The organism is Eisenibacter elegans DSM 3317 (assembly GCF_000430505.1).
Lineage (GTDB): Bacteria > Bacteroidota > Bacteroidia > Cytophagales > Microscillaceae > Eisenibacter > Eisenibacter elegans.
Window position 1 is genome coordinate 38,463 of the sequence record NZ_KE387154.1, and the last position, 19,932, is coordinate 58,394.

At 48.0% G+C, this 19,932-nt stretch carries 19 protein-coding genes and 1 tRNA gene; 9 read left to right on the top strand and 11 right to left on the bottom strand.

Annotated elements, in window-relative coordinates:
- Positions 1–19: 19 nt before the first annotated feature.
- The 5 genes from G499_RS0116030 to G499_RS0116050 form a co-directional block, all read right to left on the bottom strand.
- A complete protein-coding gene (locus G499_RS0116030) occupies positions 20–1,033 on the bottom strand; it encodes a DUF6089 family protein (protein WP_027000774.1) in 1,014 nt (337 codons plus the stop codon).
- Positions 1,034–1,116: 83 nt separating this feature from the next.
- Positions 1,117–2,001: an NAD kinase gene (locus G499_RS0116035; protein WP_027000775.1), complete on the bottom strand. Its 885-nt coding sequence runs from the start codon at positions 1,999–2,001 to the stop codon at positions 1,117–1,119.
- A 65-nt stretch (positions 2,002–2,066) separates the two neighbouring features.
- Complete coding sequence (locus G499_RS20435; RefSeq protein ID WP_051296330.1) at positions 2,067–2,690, bottom strand: IMPACT family protein; 624 nt, start codon at positions 2,688–2,690, stop codon at positions 2,067–2,069.
- 11 nt (positions 2,691–2,701) lie between these two features.
- Entirely contained in the window at positions 2,702–3,181 is a 480-nt protein-coding gene (smpB, locus tag G499_RS0116045) for an SsrA-binding protein SmpB (RefSeq protein WP_051296331.1), read from the bottom strand.
- A 324-nt stretch (positions 3,182–3,505) separates the two neighbouring features.
- Positions 3,506–3,874, bottom strand: a complete 369-nt coding sequence (locus tag G499_RS0116050; RefSeq protein ID WP_027000777.1) for a hypothetical protein — start codon at positions 3,872–3,874, stop codon at positions 3,506–3,508.
- Positions 3,875–4,175: 301 nt separating this feature from the next.
- Here G499_RS0116050 and G499_RS0116055 point away from each other — a divergent pair, with 301 nt between their 5' ends.
- From G499_RS0116055 to G499_RS0116085, 7 genes are all read left to right on the top strand, one after another.
- Complete coding sequence (locus G499_RS0116055; protein ID WP_027000778.1) at positions 4,176–5,783, top strand: hypothetical protein; 1,608 nt, start codon at positions 4,176–4,178, stop codon at positions 5,781–5,783.
- A 19-nt stretch (positions 5,784–5,802) separates the two neighbouring features.
- Complete coding sequence (locus G499_RS0116060; protein ID WP_027000779.1) at positions 5,803–7,305, top strand: GH3 auxin-responsive promoter family protein; 1,503 nt, start codon at positions 5,803–5,805, stop codon at positions 7,303–7,305.
- 35 nt (positions 7,306–7,340) lie between these two features.
- Positions 7,341–8,315 (top strand): polyprenyl synthetase family protein, encoded by a 975-nt coding sequence (locus tag G499_RS0116065; protein WP_027000780.1) that lies wholly within the window; start codon positions 7,341–7,343, stop codon positions 8,313–8,315.
- 184 nt (positions 8,316–8,499) lie between these two features.
- The gene (locus tag G499_RS0116070; RefSeq protein WP_027000781.1) at positions 8,500–9,738 is read left to right on the top strand and encodes a nucleoside recognition domain-containing protein; all 1,239 of its coding nucleotides are present in this window, start codon (positions 8,500–8,502) and stop codon (positions 9,736–9,738) included.
- Between the two features lie 132 nt (positions 9,739–9,870).
- Positions 9,871–10,986, top strand: a complete 1,116-nt coding sequence (locus G499_RS0116075) for a DegT/DnrJ/EryC1/StrS family aminotransferase (RefSeq protein WP_245576762.1) — start codon at positions 9,871–9,873, stop codon at positions 10,984–10,986.
- 198 nt (positions 10,987–11,184) lie between these two features.
- Positions 11,185–14,076 (top strand): aminomethyl-transferring glycine dehydrogenase, encoded by a 2,892-nt coding sequence (gene gcvP, locus G499_RS0116080; RefSeq protein WP_027000783.1) that lies wholly within the window; start codon positions 11,185–11,187, stop codon positions 14,074–14,076.
- 160 nt (positions 14,077–14,236) lie between these two features.
- The gene (locus tag G499_RS0116085; protein ID WP_027000784.1) at positions 14,237–14,935 is read left to right on the top strand and encodes a DUF547 domain-containing protein; all 699 of its coding nucleotides are present in this window, start codon (positions 14,237–14,239) and stop codon (positions 14,933–14,935) included.
- Between the two features lie 269 nt (positions 14,936–15,204).
- Here G499_RS0116085 and G499_RS0116090 read toward each other — a convergent pair whose 3' ends face one another.
- From G499_RS0116090 to G499_RS0116120, 6 genes are all read right to left on the bottom strand, one after another.
- Positions 15,205–15,417, bottom strand: coding sequence for a hypothetical protein (locus G499_RS0116090; RefSeq protein WP_027000785.1), 213 nt, complete (start codon positions 15,415–15,417; stop codon positions 15,205–15,207).
- A 179-nt stretch (positions 15,418–15,596) separates the two neighbouring features.
- Positions 15,597–16,013 (bottom strand): BrxA/BrxB family bacilliredoxin, encoded by a 417-nt coding sequence (locus G499_RS0116095; protein ID WP_027000786.1) that lies wholly within the window; start codon positions 16,011–16,013, stop codon positions 15,597–15,599.
- A gap of 55 nt (positions 16,014–16,068) precedes the next feature.
- Entirely contained in the window at positions 16,069–16,377 is a 309-nt protein-coding gene (locus tag G499_RS0116100; protein ID WP_027000787.1) for an iron-sulfur cluster assembly protein, read from the bottom strand.
- Positions 16,378–16,403: 26 nt separating this feature from the next.
- Positions 16,404–16,826 carry a SufE family protein gene (locus G499_RS0116105; RefSeq protein WP_027000788.1) on the bottom strand — a complete coding sequence of 141 codons (423 nt, stop codon included), beginning with the start codon at positions 16,824–16,826 and terminating at the stop codon, positions 16,404–16,406.
- Positions 16,827–17,645: 819 nt separating this feature from the next.
- Positions 17,646–18,221, bottom strand: coding sequence for a D-sedoheptulose 7-phosphate isomerase (gene lpcA, locus G499_RS0116115; protein WP_027000790.1), 576 nt, complete (start codon positions 18,219–18,221; stop codon positions 17,646–17,648).
- Between the two features lie 25 nt (positions 18,222–18,246).
- On the bottom strand, positions 18,247–19,269 hold the full coding sequence (locus G499_RS0116120) for an acyl-CoA reductase (RefSeq protein WP_027000791.1): 1,023 nt from the start codon (positions 19,267–19,269) through the stop codon (positions 18,247–18,249).
- Positions 19,270–19,414: 145 nt separating this feature from the next.
- Here G499_RS0116120 and G499_RS0116125 point away from each other — a divergent pair, with 145 nt between their 5' ends.
- Both G499_RS0116125 and G499_RS0116130 read left to right on the top strand, forming a co-directional pair.
- Positions 19,415–19,765 (top strand): 4Fe-4S dicluster domain-containing protein, encoded by a 351-nt coding sequence (locus G499_RS0116125; protein WP_027000792.1) that lies wholly within the window; start codon positions 19,415–19,417, stop codon positions 19,763–19,765.
- A 94-nt stretch (positions 19,766–19,859) separates the two neighbouring features.
- Positions 19,860–19,931: transfer RNA gene (locus tag G499_RS0116130), tRNA-Glu, on the top strand.
- Position 19,932: the final 1 nt, after the last annotated feature.

The window sequence follows — 19,932 nt, forward strand, 5'->3', positions numbered from 1 at the left end:
TTTTTGGGGGTATGATTCATTAACGAAGTCGGCCACCACGTCGGTTGCGTTTGCGGCTGCCTAAGTCAGGACAGAAAGGGCGCGCTCCCAAGACATACTTGAGGTGTACGCTCGTAACAAGGTATACATCAGTAGCACCATCATTGCCTCGCTGGTCGCCCTCTTGGCCAAACCCATTGAAGCTGGTGTATGGCCGGCCATCAGGGCCTATAAAGACCGAGGTGCCAATGAGGCCTCCAAGGCGTTGTATTTCGGCTTGGCGTGAGCCTCCTTTCAGCGCCGACACGGGCTCCATCGTGCGATTGGCCATAGCGCGCGCTAGGTCGCTGCTCAGGTTAGCTGGATCTGTATATAAGCCACTTACGTCGTCGAGATAGTCTGTAAAGGTGAAGCGCATGCCCATTTCGACACCGATGTCGATGCGGTCAGTCAAGCGCCAATCAACCCCTACACCAAAGGGAATCATAAAGGCAAAGCTGGAGTAATCTTGGCCTTCGGTTTGGAGCGGTTTGAGCGAAACCCAGTTGCCGCCAAACTCTTCGGGCGTACGGGCGACGGGATTGTGGTATAGCGCTCCTATCCCAATAAAGACGTAGGGAGTCCAAGGGGTTACGGGGTTGCGCCAAGTACCTCCGGCTATTTCGGGGATACGGATAGTGCCCACGAGTGTGGTTTCAAAGACATCGTTGCGGAAGTGCGCATTGCGGATATAGCGGTATCGGTGGCGCTCATTGTTAGGGTCGGCGGCTGTAAAATCGTCGCCTTGTAGGCGCGCCCACATCAGCCCAAATCGGATACCGAAGCGCTGCCCTCTAAAGATACGTTCTACTTCTAGGCCAAAGCTAGGGCGGGTAAAGCTTAGCTCAGTACTCATATACTGCGCCAAGGGGTTGAGGTCTCCAAAGTAATTGGCAATTCCTACACGGGCATTGATAGTGGTATATCCAAAATCACCCTTACTCTGTGCCATCAAATCATTTACCTGAGCGAAGCTCAATATGGCCAAGAGTACTGACAACCATAATTTTCTCATAACTTGTGTGAGTCGCTATTTGTTCATTCAGTCCAAAATTACGGCATATTTGCCGAAAATACAAAGTGCTGACAATCTGCTTATCAGCGGATATAATTACGCACATCCATTCCCCAGTTGAGTTTGTTGCGCAAGGTTCCTAGGAAGTTGTCGTCGGCAAATTTGACAATATGCGCCTTAAACTTCTCCTTTCGTACCGCCAACTGAATGCCTGCGTCAATGATTTTGAAGCGTGAGTCGAGTGAGACGAGGAAGTTCTTACTTCGTCCTTCGACCTCAAAGGCTACCACACTGTCATCGGAGATGACCAAGGGGCGGACGTTGAGGTTGTGTGGGCTTACCGGCGAGAGGATAAAATTATTGGATGCCGGCAATACTACCGGGCCGCCGCAGCTTAGCGAGTAGGCTGTAGAGCCGGTAGGTGTGGATACAATCAGTCCATCAGCCCAATAAGAATTGAGGTATTCGCCGTTGATATAGGTATGTACAACTATCATCGAGGCGGTGTCGCGCTTGGTGATTGTAAAGTCATTCAGCCCGAAGTTCAGCCCTTCAAATACATCTTGGCTGGTATCTACATGAATCAAGACCCGTGCGTCGATTTGGTAAAACCCCTTGAAGAGGTGGTCTATTGCTGCGGGAATTTGCTTGGGCGAAGTAGTCGCTAGGAAACCCAACCGCCCCATATTGATTCCCAAAATGGGCGTTTCGCGCTCGGCTACGTGGGTGATAGAGTCGAGCAATGTGCCATCGCCACCAAGAGAGAAAATAAAGTCCATTGGTTCGAGGTCGCCGCGTCCTTTGTATACGTGATGAAAGGGGACATTCAGCTCGTGTTCGGTCAGAAAGCGGTGTAGGGTTTGGGATACATGTACTTCGGCTTGGCGTTTTTGTAGCTCTTCGAATACAAGTACCACATAAGGCACTACCTCTGGCTTAAACGCACGTCCGTTGATGGCTATTTTCATATCAAATTCCTTACGCTTAGATTCACAACGTAAAGCTAAGCAAAATATTGGCTTACAGCTTGTTTTTATTTAGTTGTAAGGGGGGTGGTTGTGGCGTTACAACTAATTTGGGGCTGACCTTGCATTTGGGTATCAAAAGTGGCTGCATATTGCAAGCGCACGGCTACTTTAAGGTGGCAATCAGTGTGCCATGTTTGCTCTAAGATTTCTGCGTCTACTTGTTTGCATTGGTACATCACCCAGCTCAAGTCAGGATATGCGCAGCGGATATCAAATTGTTGGCATCGATACCGTTGGTCGATGGCGGCTGTGGAGAGCGCCTCGGAGGCGGCTGTACGATAAGCTTGGATAAGCCCACTGACTCCCAGCTTAGTACCCCCAAAATACCGGACTACCACTACCAAGGTATTGGTCAGTTGGTGAGCGCGTATTTGCCCCAGTATGGGGTCTCCGGCACTGTGGTTGGGCTCTCCGTCGTCGTTGGCACGATAGTGTTCGGCTTGCTCCCCTAGGCAGTAGGCATAGCAATGATGGCGCGCATCATAGTATTGTTTTTTGAGCGCGGCTAGGTGCTGTTTTACGTCCTCTTCGGAGTCTACCGGCAAGGCAAAGGCCAAAAACTTACTGCCTTTCTCTTTGTAAAGCCCTTCGGATGGGGCGGTGATGACCTGATAAACATCTTGCTCCATACTAGGCTCTATCAGTATTTTGTGCGGTCTATTTCGCGCTTGAGGTCTTTTTCTTTCAGGCTGTCGCGCTTATCATAAAGCTTTTTGCCTTTGGCCAGCGCAACCTCCATCTTAGCCCAGCCCCTATCATTGATAAACACTCGGGTAGGAATTACGGTCAGGCCTTGTTCTTCGAGGCGTTCTTCAAGTTTTTTGAGTTCGCGTTTCGAGAGCAGTAGCTTACGCTCGCGGGTAGGTTCGTGGTTGTTGTAGGTCGCATTGGTATAGGTAGATATATTGAGCTGTTTGACCCACAGCTCTCCGTTTTTGAAGTAGCAGTAAGCATCTTGCATATTGACCTTACCCATACGGATAGACTTGATTTCGGAGCCTTGCAAAACCACACCGGCTATGTAAGTATCTAAAAAATGGTACTCAAAAGAGGCACGACGATTTTTTATTTGTACGCTTTTCGCAAAAACATGCTTTTCCTTTGAATTTTTCTTAGCCATATCGTTTTTATCTTTATTCTTTTTACTATAAATTTATTTGCCCAGAATCAAAAATTCGCATTGTAAATATTCCGTATGGCAACAATTATACGCTATGAGGATTTAGCTTGAAAGTTAATGCACTGTAAATCATTGGGCATCAAATCTGGCGAACCCTTAAATCACACTAGGGTACACTTTTGATTTTAGTATTTTCGGCCAACTATTAGAAACGGTATACTGCTGCCAAAAGTTCAAGAAAAAACCCACTCTCCAAAGGAAAGCAGGTTTTATAGTCCATTACTTTGAATTGTTGCGAAAGGTTACTCAATGTGGACTCATTACTTACTCACTTAAAACATAGTAGGCTGTGCCTTCAAAATACATCAACAAATAGGCTTTTTCAGGCACCAAATCTTGACGTTTGTGGGTATCTAAGAAGTCTTCTAGGTAGAGGGCCTTTTCCATCTGGATTTTCCCATCAGTATCCAGTACCTTGATGTTCACCTTAGAAAGTGGCATCCAATAGGGGGCTTCGGCTTCTCCATAAGGAAAGGGGTTCTCGTACAGTAAGTTAAAATCAGCTTCTAGCTGCTGTTCCGGCTGTGGGTTGGTAGCCGTATCGGTATCTTTGGTAGCAGCGGTGGCGGCTGTGGGGAGCAGGCTAAGCCCTACTAGGGCAAAAGCGAGCAAGAGTTGGGTTACTTTTTTCATAATGTTTAGTTGTATAGTTAAATGCCTGATTTCTTAAGGGTATAACGCATCGTAGCATTTGAAAGTGTCAATAAAAGTCTTAAGGTTTGTTAAACGATATCTTACCCTTTTGTGAACAATTGTTCTATCAGCTTTCAATTCAAAGACAAGACTCATGGCGCAAGGGTTGCAAGGGGGTATAAAATATTTTTGGTATCTCGGGTGGGGCGCATAATTTGTGGCTTTGATTGAGATTTTAGGCGAATATGTGTATTATTGCCCTATCATTAATTACCCCTCATAATAATAAGGTATCCCCCTTATGCCAAACACTAATACACTAGAACCTACTACCGAAGTAGCACAGGTGCGGTTTTATTTCTTGCCCTTTGTGCTTGATACCTTCGCTCGTTGGTTTATTTTAGGTATCTACCGCTCATTAGCCCAAGCCCCCGGCAAGGGGTTTACGTTTTTCATTGTGGCCAATTTGCTGATGTTACTCATCACAGCAAGCTTTGTTTTGCTACATTATAACCTCATCAAGAAGAAATACAGCTTTATTCGAGAGCAGAACTACGAGGGCAAAATTGATGTATTTACGGTCTTGTTCTTGATTGTGTCTATTCTGTCGGTCAATTACATTGTTTTTGATGTATTGAACCAACAACCTTTTTACAAGGAGTTTACCCGCCGCGATGGAACGGTGGCCATCATTCCGGTAGTTACGTTTTTCTTCTACTCTACCTTTGTGGTCGTAATGGCGCTGATGAGCATTACTGTACCCAAGGAGTTTTTGCAAGAAGAAAAAGCCAAGCGTCGTTGGTTCCAACGTGCTTTTGGTATTGGGTCGTCGGGCGATACCCTTACAGACCCCGAACTGGTGTATGATACTGACGAAGAAACAGAAAAATACAGCCTCGATCAGTATGATTATGAAATAGACCGCAACGATACCGAGATTGTCAAGCTGGAAGGCTCTATCAAAAACGAAGCTACCCGTATTGATGCTTACATTCTGGAGAGTGTTTTGTTTGGTGCCTTGGCCTTCTCAGCCTTCTTGACTATTGTCTCCTCAGAGCGCTTCAACCTTACCAAGAGCGAATACCAAGAGTATCGCCAAGAGTTGGCTATGCCCGCGCTTACTATTTTGGAAAACTCACTCAACGACTCCTTGCCCGAGGGAAAAGCCAAAGAAATTCGGGAGCTGATTGCTTGGGCACAAGAGGATGGGCATCCGGTCATAGAGTTGGTAGCCAAAATGAAAATGCTCAAGCTACCAGAAGAAGTTCTGGAGAAATATAACTTTGACACAATCCGGGTAAAAGCCAGCACCGTAGACTACAATACCGAACTACAAGACTTTTGGTTTACCTTGGGAAGCTTTTCGAGCAACTTATTGCTCTTCAATATCAAACAAGCCGGGCGCGACGGCGGGATGCTCTTGCGCCCACGCAACCTGTTGATGTTGATTATGTTGCAGACCTTGCTTTGCTCCTTGTTCTTCTTGTCAGTCATTGCGGCGCGTTTGCGCTATAGTAATATAGCCGAAGAGATAGACAACCTCATACGCCTTGCCCGAACCCTCAACGACAAGGAAGAGGAGGTGTACAACCTCAGCCTACACGTTACCGGCGACCCTGAGGTAGAGCGCAAACTCCAACAACGCCTGAATTCGTTGGATATGGCTATCAACACCCGCATCTTGAAAGCCAAGGAGTTTCGCCAACAAACCAAACCCATTGTCATCTATATGGGAGTATTCCGAAACTTGGGCGTTTTTACCTTTATCGTCATTCTGATTACGAGTAGCTTATTCTTCTCGCCCTATTTGGCTGCGGCTTTCTTGGTGTTCAGTATTGTTGCTTATGTATACGAAAGCATCGATGAGCGCCTGCGCATCCGCCGTGTGAAAAAAGAGGTGGGCAACTAATCTTTGCAAAAAAACTTTTATGGGAATACGTTCTATCCTCAGCCGCCCACTGGCGGCCTACATTGCCTCTCAAGATCGCTACTGGAGCAGCCGCCCTGTAGCTTCCCAGCAAGCCGTCATGGAGCAGCTTGTAGCCAAGGCGCGCAATACGGCCTTTGGCAAAGACCACGACTTTGGCAGTATCCGTACTTATGAAGACTTCAAAGCCCGCGTACCTATCCGTGATTATGAGGTGCTCAAGCCTTATGTAGAGCGCATCATTGCCGGAGAGCGCGACGTGCTCTGGCCGGGCGTACCGGCTTATTTTGCCAAGACATCAGGTACTACTTCGGGCACGAAGTACATCCCCCTCACACGTGACTCTATCCCCAACCATATCAACTCGGCACGCAATGCCTTGCTGGCTTATGTACACGAGACAGGGCGCTCGGCCTTTTTAGACAAAAGCCTGATTTTCCTTTCGGGCAGCCCCGAAATGACTACTACAGGGCCTAATAATATCTTAACGGGGCGCTTGTCGGGTATTGTCAACCACCACGTACCCGGATATCTCCGCACCAACCAAAAGCCAAGCTACGCCACCAACTGTATAGAAGACTGGGAAACCAAGCTCGACAAAATCATCGACGAGACCATCAGCGCGCCTATGTCGCTCATTTCGGGTATTCCACCTTGGGTACAGATGTATTTTGACCGCATACAAGAGCGTACCGGCAAGCTGATCAAGGATGTGTTTCCAGAGTTTTCGGTGTTTGTATACGGAGGGGTCAATTTTGAGCCTTACCGCAAAAAACTTTACGATTCTATTGGCAAGCCTATCGATTCTATCGAAACCTATCCGGCCTCCGAAGGATTTATTGCTTACCAAAACAGCCAAACCGACCCTGGGTTGCTGATGTTGCTCAATAGCGGGATATTTTTTGAATTTGTGCCGGCTGAGGAATTTTTTGACGAAAACCCCCGCCGTCTTTCTATCGGCGAGGTAGAGTTGGGCAAAAACTATGCGCTGATTATCAATTCCAATGCAGGGCTTTGGGGCTACTCCATCGGCGATACGGTCAAGTTTATTTCCAAAGACCCCTACAAGCTCTTAGTAACGGGGCGTATCAAGCATTTTATCTCGGCCTTTGGCGAGCACGTCATCGGAGAGGAGGTAGAAAAAGCACTGCACTATGCTATGGAGCAACACCCGGAGGTATCGGTGGCAGAGTTTTCGGTGGCTCCACAAGTAACCCCTGCCGAAGGACTACCCTATCACGAGTGGTTGGTGGCTTTTGAGCGGATGCCTGCCGATATGGAAGCCTTTGCCCAAACCATAGACCATAAACTCTGCGAGCTGAATAGCTACTATAATGATCTCATCACAGGCAACATCATTCGCACGTTGCGCATTACAGCGTTACAGCCAGAGGCTTTCCAACATTATATGAAATCACAAGGCAAACTAGGTGGGCAAAATAAAGTCCCCCGTCTCTCTAATGACCGTACCATTGCCGACCAAATAGTGGCTTGGCAGGTATAGCCTCAAAACATTGCTCACAGACTTTTTAACCCCGAATGAATACCACTGATACACTCCAACGCCTCGTACAAGCCATCGAGCAACTTACTTATCCACAAACGCCGCGAGAGCTCTATGAGCCTATCGAATACATGATGCGCTTGGGCGGCAAACGCCTGCGCCCGCTATTGGTGCTCTTAGGTGCCAAAGTATTTGGCCATAACAATACAGACACCCTCACCGGAGCGGCACTATCGGTGGAGATTTTTCATAATTTCACCCTGATGCACGACGACATCATGGACTGTGCCCCGCTGCGCCGTGGGCAAGCTACCGTACACGAGCGCTGGGGCAACAACACTGCCATCCTCTCGGGGGATGTGATGCTGGTAAAGGCTTATCAAGCCCTGATGGAAGTACCTGACCAACACCTCCGCGCCGCCCTCGACGATTTCAACAAGTGTGCTATCGAAGTTTGCGAAGGGCAGCAGCTGGATATGAATTTTGAGCAGCGCCCTATTGTTAGCGAAACAGAATACATCGAGATGATTCGCCTCAAAACCGCTGTCTTGTTAGGTTTCAGCTTGGCCTTAGGGGCAAGGCTGGCAGGCGCTTCGGCAACTGACATCGCCCGGATTGACCGCTTCGGGCAGCTCATCGGCATAGGTTTTCAGCTCAAAGACGACTTGCTCGATGTCTATGGCAACAGCGCCAAAGTAGGCAAACAAGTAGGCGGGGATATTATCTCCAACAAAAAAACATTCTTACTCCTCAAGGCTCTCGAAAATGCCAACCCTAGCCAACGACAGACCCTAGACCACTGGCTCTCCCTTACTACCTTTGATAAAGAAGCCAAGGTGAAGGCCGTCAGAGAAATTTATGACCAGCTGGCTATCCCGGTGCTGACACAAGTCAAAATCAAAACATACTTCGAAGATGCCTTTGCCCTACTCGAAACCTTGCAGGCTGATGCCTCGGGGAAAACATTGCTCCGCCACTTTACTGAGCAGCTCATCGACCGAGAACAATAGCCAAAGTTTTGATGAGAGAGCCAACTTTTAAGTCTATCTCCCGTATCAAAACAACAAATAGCGCCAAACAGAGGGGACTGAAAAATACTCGCTGAGAAATAGCGGTTTGGACGCATTTTTGCGTGCCATGGCACACATAAATATTGATGCAAATAATGCCTAACACTAGACCCCTTCGTTTCCTATGATTCTTAATTACATCTGGATAGGCTTCTTCTTGTTGGCTTTTATCATCGCTTGTGTGCGGCTGGTAGTGTTGGGCGATACCGAAGTGTTCCCTATTCTCGTCAACTCAACTTTTGAGTCAGCAGAGACTGCTTTCAAGCTAGCCCTGAACCTGACAGGGGCGATGGCTATGTGGTTGGGGATTATGAAAATAGGAGAGAAAGCCGGGGTTGTCAGTCTGCTGGCTTATTTGTTTGGCCCTTTTTTCAAACGCCTATTTCCCGAAATCCCAGCCAACCACCCAGCCATCGCGCCAATCTTTATGAAGCTGTCGGCCAACCTGTTGGGACTAGACAACGCAGGCACTCCCTTGGGAATCAAGGCGATGAAGGAAATGCAAAGTTTAAACCCCACCCCCGACACAGCCTCCAATGCGCAAATTATGTTTGCCGTACTCAACACCACAGGCCTGACCTTTATCCCCGTACAAGTGCTGCTCTATCGTAGTCAGTATGGAGCGGCCAACCCTGCCGAAGTGTTTATCCCTATCTTGCTCTCTACCAGCATTACTGCCCTTTCGGGAATGATGATTGTCGCCGTTCGGCAACGCTTGAACCTTTTTGATAGGGTATTTTTGACTTACCTACTGGGGATTTTTGCCGTATTGAGCACACTCATTTATACCTTCTCCCAACTACCGCAAGAGCGTATCAGCCACGTATCAGGTGTGTTGAGCAATTTCCTGCTGTTTAGTATCATCATCTTTTTTATTGTGTTAGCCCTTGTCCGTGGGCAAGGAAACCAAGTATTTTCAGCCTTTATTGAGGGAGCCAAAGAAGGCTTCGATGTAATGGTACAGCTAATCCCCTACTTAGTCAGTGTGTTGATTGCCGTAGGTGTTTTCCGTGATGTGAAGGCCCTAGATGTGATTATCAGCTACTTAGAGTATATGTTCCGGCAGTTCAGCCTTGACCCTGAGTTTACCAAAGCCCTACCGGTGGCATTTATGAAACCCCTCAGCGGCAGCGGAGCTACAGGGATGGCATTGGATACGATGAAGGCCTATGGAGTAGACTCCTTTGCGGGTAAGCTCTCCTCTGTTTTTCAGGGAACTACTGATACGACGCTATTTATCTTGGCAGTATATTTTGGCTCTGTGAACATCAAAAAAATCCGTTATGCTACCTCTGCCGGCTTGATGGCTGACCTGATTGGCATCACTGCCGCTATCATCATCTGCTACCTGTTTTTTGGTTAAACAACACAAGCACATAGCCCCATCCAAAATATCCAAAGAACCACAGGAACGGTGTGTTGATTTACACACTGCTCTTGTTCGGCTTGTCGCTCTTGTGCTTATTTTACTCATCTACTCCCAAAAGTAACGCTATTGAGTACCCAAAAGATGTATCGGGTTTACCTTTCTCCTCCACACCTCGGACATATCGAGAAAACCCAAGTACTCGATACCCTTGCCCAAAACTGGATTGCCCCTGTGGGCCCTCAGCTCGATGCCTTTGAGCGCCAACTCTGTGAATATACCCAAGCTTCGGCAGCAGTAGCCTTACAATCTGGCACAGCCGCCATCCACTTGGCCTTGCGGCTACTTGATGTGGGCGCAGGAGACGAGGTAATCTGCCCTACCAATACTTTTGTAGCCACTGCCAACCCCATCCTCTACCAAGGTGGTACTCCGGTATTTGTAGAAAGTGAAGCTGCTTCTTGGAATATTTGCCCTGATACCTTAGAGCAAGCCATCAAAGCGCGGCAAAAACGCGGCAAAAAACCCAAAGCCATCCTAGTGGTACATCTGTATGGCCAACCAGCGGCCATGAGCCACCTACGTGCTATTGCCCAAACCTATGACATCCCCCTGATAGAAGACGCAGCCGAAGCCCTGGGAGCCACCTATGAAGGCAACCCTGTAGGAGCTTTGGGCGATATGGGCATTCTCTCCTTCAATGGCAACAAAATAATCACCACCGGAGGCGGTGGGGCGCTTTTATTGAACGATAAAACCCTTGCACAACGCGCCTTATATCTAGCCACACAAGCCCGCCTCCCTGCCCCCTATTACTTACACGAAGAACCTGGATACAATTATCGAATGAGCAACTTGCTCGCAGCCGTAGGGCTGGGGCAAATGGAAGTTTTGGCAGAGCGGGTGCGTCAGCGGCAAGCCATAAAAGCTTTTTACCAAGCTGCCCTACCGCTAAGATTCCAACCACAACCCAAAAATACGGTGAGTAATGCTTGGCTGAGCTGTGTGCGCTTTGCCAATGCCGCTATCAGGGCTAAAGCCGAACAAACCCTGTTGGCCGACGGCATCGAATGCCGAAGACTTTGGAACCCCCTACACACCCAGCCCCTATTTGCACAAGCCCCCTACTATGGCGATGGCTTCAGCGAAAAACTATTTGAAGATGGCCTAGCGCTCCCCTCAGGCTCCGCCCTTAGCAAAGAAACACTAGAAGAAATCATTGAGCACATACAGCGGTGCTTGTAATCCACCCATTGATAACATAACCTAGGTGTTTTATTCAAACTTTTGGATGGCACAGCAGGTTAGGGCTTTGTCAGGAAAAATCAGTAAATTTGCCCACCTCAGCGTGGCGCTTTCCGCCGCCCTCAGGCAGTAGCAGGATGCCCTGCCGCTCGATTGCTGTAATTGTCTCATCTCAGTCTCCATTCCCCACACTGCTCCATGAAAATCAACATTCGTACCCAAGAGGCATTTGAAAGCCGTCACACAGGCTCTCCCAAAGCTGATGTTGCGGCGATGCTCCAAACGGTAGGCTTCGACAGCATCGAAGCTTTGATAAACCAAACGGTGCCGGCCAGCATCCGCCTCCCCAAGACGCTTAACTTACCCGCTCCCAAAAGCGAGTATGACTTCCTGAAACACTTCCGCCAATTAGCCAATAAAAATAAGGTATTCAAAAGCTATATCGGGCAGGGGTACTATGACTGCATCACGCCGCCCGTAATTTTGCGCAATATCTTCGAAAACCCAGGGTGGTATACAGCCTATACACCCTATCAAGCTGAGATTGCCCAAGGCCGCCTAGAGGCACTGATCAACTTCCAAACAATGATTGCCGACCTGACCAAGATGGACTTGGCCAACGCCTCACTTTTGGATGAAGGTACTGCCGCCGCTGAAGCGATGACTATGTTCTATGGCTTGCGCAAAGGCAAGAAAAAGAATGCGACGAAGTTTTTGGTATCCGAGCTGTGCTTCCCACAAACGATTGCCGTGTTGCAAACCCGCGCCATTCCGGTAGGCATTGAGTTGGTAGTGGGCAATCACGAAACTTTTGACCTCACCCAAGAGGATGTATTTGGTATGCTCTTGCAATACCCTGCTGCCAACGGGGAGGTATTTGATTATACACACCTCATCAGCGCAGCACAGGAGCAAGATGTTTTCGTGGCTGTAGCCGCCGACTTGCTGAGCCTCACCCTCTTCAAAGCACCGGGCGAAATGGGCGCTGATGTGGTAGTAGGTACTAGCCAACGCTTTGGCGTACCGATGGGCTATGGCGGTCCACACGCGGCCTTCTTTGCTTGCCGCGAAGCTTACAAGCGTAACATTCCGGGGCGTATCATCGGTGCCTCTATCGATGCTCAGGGCAACCCAGCCTACCGTATGGCGCTTCAAACCCGCGAGCAGCACATCCGCCGCGAAAAAGCCACTTCTAACATCTGTACTGCCCAAGTGCTTTTGGCTGTCATTGCCGGAATGTATGGTGTGTATCACGGGCCCGAAGGCTTGAAAAACATCGCCAGCCGCATCTACGGCCTCACCGGCGTGCTGCGCCAAGGCTTACAACAACTTGGCTACACTGTTGGCAACAGCCAACATTTCGACACCCTCAGCATCCATACCGACAAGGCCGCTGCCATCCGCCCGTTGGCCGAAGCCGCTGAGATGAACTTCTTCTACACCACACAAGGCTTGCAAATTTCGCTTGACGAAACCAGCCGCCTCGAAGATGTAGCCGCTATCTTGGAGACTATGGCCAAAGGTGCTCAAAAAAGCCCCGTAGCCGCCAATGTGTTAGAAGGCTTGGCCGATGCAGCCACTCTCGATATCCCTCAGGGGCTCTTACGCCAAAGCGACTATATGACGCACCCTGTTTTCCATAAGCACCGCACCGAGCACGGGCTACTGCGTTATATGAAAATGCTAGAAAACAAGGATTTGTCGATGGTACACTCGATGATTCCTTTGGGCTCTTGCACCATGAAGCTCAATGCCACTACCGAAATGATTCCGGTTACGTGGCGCGAAATGGGTGGGTTGCACCCCTTTGCACCCCGCACACAAGCGCAGGGCTATGCTCAGTTGTTTGAAGAACTAGAGGCTTGGCTGTGCGAAGTTACGGGCTTCGCCAAAATGTCGTTGCAACCCAACTCTGGCGCTCAGGGTGAGTATGCAGGCCTAATGACCATCCGCGCCTATCACCAAAGCCGTGGCGACCATCACCGCGACATCGCCCTTATCCCCTCTTCGGCACACGGCACCAACCCCGCCAGCGCGGTGATGGCCGGAATGCAGGTAGTAGTTACCCAGTGCGATGAAAAAGGTAACATTGACATCGAAGACCTCCGCAAAAACGCAGAGAAGTACAGCGACCGCCTCGCCTGCTTGATGGTTACTTACCCCTCTACCCACGGGGTGTTTGAAGAAGGCATCCGCGAAATTTGTGAGATGATTCATCAACACGGCGGACAAGTATACATGGACGGCGCCAACATGAACGCCCAAGTAGGCTTGACTAGCCCAGCGATGATTGGAGCCGACGTATGCCACCTCAACCTACACAAAACCTTCTGCATTCCTCACGGTGGCGGTGGCCCCGGCATGGGCCCTATCGGTGTGGCAGCACACTTGGCCCCGTTCTTGTCATCGCACCCCTTGGTGCCGATTGAGGGCAACCAAGGCAGTCCCGTATCAGCAGCACCTTGGGGCAGCGCCAGCATCTTGACCATCTCGTATGCCTACATCGCAATGATGGGCGGAGAAGGACTGCAACGCGCTACCGAAATGGCGATTCTCAATGCTAACTACATCAAGGCACGCCTCGAAGGCCAATACAAAATCCTCTACACTGGTGCCAACGGTACTTGTGCGCACGAGTTTATCCTCGATTGCCGCGACTTTAAGCAAGTAGGTATCGAAGTAGCTGATATTGCCAAGCGCCTGATGGACTACGGCTTCCACGCCCCTACAGTGTCTTTCCCCGTAGCCGGAACCCTGATGATAGAGCCTACTGAGAGTGAAACCAAAGAAGAGCTAGACCGCTTCTGCGACGCACTTATCAGCATCCGCGCCGAAATTAGAGAGGTGGAAGAGGGTAAATTTACCCCCGATAACAACGTAGTGGTCAATGCTCCACACACTGCCGCCATGGTGATGAACGACCAGTGGGATAAGCCCTACAGCCGTGAAAAAGCCGCTTATCCGCTGCCGTATATCCGCGCCAATAAGTATTGGGCAACCGTAGCCAAGATCGACAATGCCTACGGCGACCGCAACTTGGTATGTAGCTGCCTGCCTATTGATGCCTATACAGAGGAAGCATCGGCCTAGGTGCTAACGCAGTTATAAAACCTGAGAGGCGCGATTAATCGCGCCTCTATTTTATTTATAGGCAGTAGCGCAAAATTGTGCCGTACTAAAGGTTGCACTAAGCGCTAAAAACGCGTAATTTTGAACCTTGTTATTACACCTATCAGAACACCAAAGGCTTATGTTATTCGATGAGGATTTGATTAAGTTTTCCCAAGATTTTTTGCAAGTAGCGCAAAAAAACCAGTACACCAAGTCTTTTAGGCATCACCTCCAACATTTAGATAAAGAGCAACTCAAAACCCAATTGACCGACGATGCACACAAAACCGTTTTCTGGATCAATATTTACAATGCCTTTGTTCAAAGCTTGCTCAAAGAACAACCCTCCCTTTACCGAAATCTCAATGATTTTCACGGGCGTAAGCGTATTGTTATTGCCCAGCACAAAATCAGCCTTCACCTGATAGAACACAGCATTATCCGCCGTACCCGCGCCCGATGGCGTATGAGTAGCTTTGAAAAAGAGTTCTGCATCGAAGCCCCTAACCCTCTTGTGCATTTTTCGCTCAATGCGGCCTGTGCCAGCGCCCCTCCTATTGATATCTATACGCTAGACCAATACGATGAGCAGCTACAACAAGTAACAGAGGCTTATCTACAAAAAGAGGCAGTTTATATGGAAGACAAAAATATTCTGATGCTTCCTAAGCTTTTGCAGTGGTACAAAAAGGATTTTGGTGGGAATAAGGGGCTGGCAGAGTTTGTACAAAAATATCAGCTAGTGCCCCAAGAAGCCAAACCTAAGCTGCGATTTCAGTCTTTTGATACAACAATCGCACTGAACGCTTTTTTGCATCAGATAGAAGAAACAGATTAGGAGCTAATGATTCTAAGATGTATACGCAATAAGGATTCGTTGAATTTGATGCTCAAGGATTTTCAGCACATCCCTTCCCAAACTTATTTCGATTGGGTATAAGAGAAAAAGGGATGTCAAATACTAGTCCATCAGGTTTGGAAGGATACCATATTTCATTTGACCAACACCCCCATCGTTGTTATACATCGCATAGCATCCGTAAGTCAAGCGCTTTGAAGTACGCCGATAGCGGTTTTAGGATTGTTTGATAAATACTTCAACAAGTTTCAGGCTTTGATTGCATCTTCTCCTACACCCGACACTGAGACGACCTTGGTCGGTTGGAGTTGTTGTAGGAATACTGCACAAATACTTACCCCAAACTCATACTCTTCATCTTGAAGTGGGGAAGATGTTTCTTTCCAGAAAATCTCGAGTAGCGCCTGACCTTCATTGTAGTGTATATACAAAAAATGGTTGTGGAATAAGGCTTTTACCATATCGACTTCATATCTTTGGATAGTATAAAAGCAAAAATAAGCTGTTTAAAAAACAAAAGCAAACAATTGTTGAGAAAAAACGACACTTAGATATACCGCTGTTTTTGCCCTACAAAAAGCCGCCCTCAGCTGCTTAACAGTGCGGAGGGCGGCTTTGAAGATGACTATAGAAGAAATGCCTAGCAGTATTCTTCGAATACTTGTACAAGATGCTGTGCAATCATCTGAGCACTGCGCCCTTCAATATGATGACGTTCCAAGAAGTGTACCAATTGCCCGTCCTTGAATAAGGCCATAGAAGGTGAAGAAGGAGGATAAGGCAACATATATTCACGTGCTTTGTTGGTGGCCTCCTTGTCTACACCAGCAAATACGGTAGCCAACACCGTAGGTTTTTTGCTGCTGTTTTGTAGCGCAAGCTTCACACCCGGGCGGGCAGCACCTGCCGCACAACCACAAACAGAGTTTACGACAACTAGGGTAGTGCCCTCATGTTTTTCCAACAATTGACTAACAGCTGCCTCATCGGTCAGCTCTTGAAAGCCGGCCACAGTCAAATCTTGACGCATAGGGGCTACTAGGTTCTCTGGGTACATAGTGAGTTCGTATTTTAAGTGAATTATATAGAGAGATGAGAGGCTATTACCAAGGCTACAAGAAGCCTAGTTCTAGCTTGGCCACTTCTGACATCATGTCTTGATGGTAGGGAGGGTCAAAGGTAAGCTCTACTTCTACATCGCTTACCCCCTCTACTAGCTCCACCGCCCGCTGAGCATCTTCAGGGAGTTGCTCCGCTGAGGGGCAGTTGGGAGAAGTCAAGGTCATGAGCAGGTGAACTTTGTTGAGCGGGGGAATCACCTTGATGTCATAAATCAAGCCCAGCTCATAAATATCTACCGGTATTTCGGGGTCATATACCGTTTTGAGGGCTTCGACAATTTTATCGTGTAAGTTTTCCATAAAGTACAATATCTAGACAAGACAGACTATTTTGTTTGCGCTTGATACGCCAGACCATATAGTTTTATTTGTTTGAGCATAGAAGCAAGGCCGTTGGCACGCGTCATCGACAAGTGTTGGCGCATTCCGATGCTATCGATAAAATAAGGCTCTGCTTGTGCAATGGCCTCTGGGCTTTGGTTGGAGAAGACTCGAATCAACAAGCTGACCAGCCCTTTGACAATCACCGAATCGCTATCGCCGGCAAAAACCACCTTGCCCTCGGCCAGGTCTGTATGTAACCATACATTTGACTGGCAACCTTTGATCTTATTGGCATCGGTTTTATGTGTTACGGCCAAATTGGGTAGGTTTTTTCCCATTTCGATGATGTAGGCATACTTATCGTCCCAGTTTTCAAAGAAAGAAAACTCTTCAATGATTTCGTCTTGGATTTCGTTGATAGTCATAAACTAAAATAGGAAACTGATTCTACGCAAAGTTTGGTATCATAACAGCAAAAGGCCCATGTAGGTTCGTAACACGTTCAATTTTTACCTTTGCCTGATTTTTGTTCAAATTTCCAAACTTTACCCCCTCTGTTTGCGTATAAGCTATAATACTCTACTCTACTTTATTGTTTGTGTTAGCATCATGAATCAGGTAAACAAACAGCTATTATCTTATATTGCTCCTATTGGTATGGTTTTGTTGATTAGTGCTTGGCTGGTTTTGGGCAATAATGGTTTGCGCTTTAAGGAACACGTAGAACGCCAATACCAATCCACAGAGTTGCACACTACCCACAGTACTCGCCTCCCAATTCTGCTTCCCAAGGGGCAAAAAGAAAAGCCTTCTAAAACAGAAGCCAAGGCACCGAGGCCTGTGCCGAAACCATAATCTTGGCAAACTACAAACCCCTCACATAACCGCGAGGGGGTTATTTATTGGCAGGTATCGTGATGGCCAAGTAGGTATTCACACTGCTAGGCATTTTTGAACTACGGTTCGCCTGCAAGCCAAGTCCGTCTATGCCTTATTTTTGTGTCAAAAAACAGCCTTTGTTGATACGAAGTTGGAGGTTACCTACAGTGCTGCTTTGCGGTTACATTACTTTCTCCAAAAATATCCAGTGGTGTGTAACACAATCTTATGCCAAGATTCACAAGATTTGGGGATTTACAGGATTTGATTTTCTTGATTATCAATGAGTTTCAGTGCAAAGATTTCCCAAACCAATTGTGGTTGAGTATAAACCCACAGCAGTACTAGCCTCATTGTAGCCAAACCTACGCTGCTACCTGCAGCTCAATCAGCCTAATAAACAAATGGATTACCTTAATGTGTATTTCTTGGATTCGGTCGGCATAGCCTTGATGTGGCACACGGACTTCTACATCGGCCAAGGCAGCCAAGGCGCCGCCATCTTTGCCCGTGAGGGCTACGACTTTCATCCCTTTTTGTTTGGCTGCTTTGACGGCTTCCACTACATTGGCCGAGTTGCCACTGGTGCTGATGGCTAGGAGCGTATCTTGACCCTGCCCCAAAGCCTCTACAAACCTAGAGAACACATACTGATAGCCATAGTCATTGCTGACACAGCTCAGGTGGCTAGGGTCAGAGATGGCAATGGCGGGCAGTGCGGGGCGATTATCACGATAGCGCCCTGTAAGTTCCTCTGCAAAGTGCATGGCATCACAATGAGAGCCGCCATTGCCACAAGAAATAATTTTCCCACCTTGGCCTATGCTGGCCACCATCAGGGCAGCGCCAGCCTCTATGGCTTGGGTGTTGGCAGGGTCAGAAAGAAAGCGCTCCAGTACCTGTTGCGCTTCTGCCAATTCTTGGCGAATAAGGTCTTGCATGGGTTGTATGGGTTTGGAAGGGTGATTATGATAAACCTATGAGGAACTCTAGGGTATCTATCCCGTCGGCATAGTCTTCAAGCACTGGTGTTTGTGCAGTTCCTAAAGGAAGGCTATTAGGCCAGTAACCTTGTCGCGAGACAACACATTGCAGTTTGTCGGCCTGTGCGCGAAGTTGGCTGTCGAGCGCAGCATCATCTTCGTAGTACCCCAAGTGCAACACCCCTATGTGTGAAGTCAGGGTTTCGTCTTCGCGCAGCAACAAAAAGCCGTTGTCCCAATGATGTAATTGATTGATAAGCAACACCGAACGCCGATAGCTATAATTGTTCATATACTTGTTGTGGTGCGCTAGGTGATTCCAGTGCTCAAAGTTATCGAGCAACATCACGGGGCTGTAGCCCTTCGGTACAAAAAGCTTGGCCACATTCCTGCATCCCAATCCAAAATACCGAAACACATCCTCAGCCAGCGCTTGTAAATCTTGGGCGCTTTCATTGCCATCCAATACTGCGCAAGAAACCCTGTTGCGGCGCAATATATGAGGATATTGGCCGAAATAATGTTCAAAATAACGATAGGTATTGTCGCTACCTGTGGCAATCACTGCATCGGGTTGCTCCAAGCGCTCTACCCACTGGATGTATGGGGCAAAATCAGGGGCAATCTCCAGAAGCTGGCTGGCAATAAAAGGCAAGAGCAAGCTATCTTGGCTGCTGAGTTTGGCTTGTAGCTGATGCCCACTGAGCAATACCGAGAGGAAATCGTGAAAACCTACCGCCGGAATATTGCCGGCCATAATTACCCCTATGCGTTTGGGCTGTTGCCGGGCTTGTGCCAAACTAGGGTAGGCTGACACCCACTTGGCCAGCGCCTCAGCGTCCAAAAAACGACCGATGCCCGCCAGAGCAAAGTCCAAACTCTCAGGTGTAAACCAAGGATTCTCCTGCTCTATGCGCTTGTATAAGAGCGCCCGGGTTTCGGGCGAAAGTTGTTGGAGTCGTAGACCTAGTTGAACAAAAGCGTCAATTTTTTGTGATATATTCATAAAGTTGAACTTCTACCGTAGATTTTTAGTTGCAAATTTAGCTATTATCCAAAGAATTTTATCTTTGTTGGCTGATTTCGACAGGTTTTTTTGCCTGTACGTTCGCAGAGTAACTTAATTGAATATCCAAACACTGAATGAACTTATGGCTATCATAATCACTGATGAATGCATCAACTGTGGTGCTTGCGAGCCAGAATGCCCCAACACTGCTATTTATGAGGGTGGGGTAGAATGGCGTTGGTCTGATGGCACAAGCCTGACGGCTGTAGAACTGGAAGACGGAAGCGTAGTAGAGGGAGATGCGCTACAAGCGCCCATCTCTGATGAGTTTTATTATATTGTTTCGGGCAAATGTACCGAGTGTATGGGCTTCCACGAAGAGCCTCAATGTGCCGCAGTATGCCCTGTAGACTGTTGTGTGGATGACCCAGACTACCGCGAAACAGAAGAAGAACTGCTGGCCAAAAAAGATTGGATGCACGACGCTGCCTAGACACATAAGCATTCAAGCATTTTTTGAAAAAATTTTCCACCGAAAATTTGACAGTATCAATTTTTGAGCTACCTTTGCATCTCCAAAACACAATGGCCCGTTCGTCTAGGGGTTAGGACACCAGATTTTCATTCTGGTAACAGGGGTTCGATTCCCCTACGGGCTAC

Excerpts from the sequence above, each read along its gene's own strand:
- G499_RS0116030 (WP_027000774.1), bottom strand. The coding sequence starts at position 1,033 with ATGAGAAAATTATGGTTGTCAGTACTCTTGGCCATATTGAGCTTCGCT.
- G499_RS0116035 (WP_027000775.1), bottom strand. The coding sequence starts at position 2,001 with ATGAAAATAGCCATCAACGGACGTGCGTTTAAGCCAGAGGTAGTGCCT.
- G499_RS20435 (WP_051296330.1), bottom strand. The coding sequence starts at position 2,690 with ATGGAGCAAGATGTTTATCAGGTCATCACCGCCCCATCCGAAGGGCTT.
- smpB (WP_051296331.1), bottom strand. The coding sequence starts at position 3,181 with ATGGCTAAGAAAAATTCAAAGGAAAAGCATGTTTTTGCGAAAAGCGTA.
- G499_RS0116050 (WP_027000777.1), bottom strand. The coding sequence starts at position 3,874 with ATGAAAAAAGTAACCCAACTCTTGCTCGCTTTTGCCCTAGTAGGGCTT.
- G499_RS0116055 (WP_027000778.1), top strand. The coding sequence starts at position 4,176 with ATGCCAAACACTAATACACTAGAACCTACTACCGAAGTAGCACAGGTG.
- G499_RS0116060 (WP_027000779.1), top strand. The coding sequence starts at position 5,803 with ATGGGAATACGTTCTATCCTCAGCCGCCCACTGGCGGCCTACATTGCC.
- G499_RS0116065 (WP_027000780.1), top strand. The coding sequence starts at position 7,341 with ATGAATACCACTGATACACTCCAACGCCTCGTACAAGCCATCGAGCAA.
- G499_RS0116070 (WP_027000781.1), top strand. The coding sequence starts at position 8,500 with ATGATTCTTAATTACATCTGGATAGGCTTCTTCTTGTTGGCTTTTATC.
- gcvP (WP_027000783.1), top strand. The coding sequence starts at position 11,185 with ATGAAAATCAACATTCGTACCCAAGAGGCATTTGAAAGCCGTCACACA.
- G499_RS0116085 (WP_027000784.1), top strand. The coding sequence starts at position 14,237 with ATGTTATTCGATGAGGATTTGATTAAGTTTTCCCAAGATTTTTTGCAA.
- G499_RS0116090 (WP_027000785.1), bottom strand. The coding sequence starts at position 15,417 with ATGGTAAAAGCCTTATTCCACAACCATTTTTTGTATATACACTACAAT.
- G499_RS0116095 (WP_027000786.1), bottom strand. The coding sequence starts at position 16,013 with ATGTACCCAGAGAACCTAGTAGCCCCTATGCGTCAAGATTTGACTGTG.
- G499_RS0116100 (WP_027000787.1), bottom strand. The coding sequence starts at position 16,377 with ATGGAAAACTTACACGATAAAATTGTCGAAGCCCTCAAAACGGTATAT.
- G499_RS0116105 (WP_027000788.1), bottom strand. The coding sequence starts at position 16,826 with ATGACTATCAACGAAATCCAAGACGAAATCATTGAAGAGTTTTCTTTC.
- lpcA (WP_027000790.1), bottom strand. The coding sequence starts at position 18,221 with ATGCAAGACCTTATTCGCCAAGAATTGGCAGAAGCGCAACAGGTACTG.
- G499_RS0116120 (WP_027000791.1), bottom strand. The coding sequence starts at position 19,269 with ATGAATATATCACAAAAAATTGACGCTTTTGTTCAACTAGGTCTACGA.
- G499_RS0116125 (WP_027000792.1), top strand. The coding sequence starts at position 19,415 with ATGGCTATCATAATCACTGATGAATGCATCAACTGTGGTGCTTGCGAG.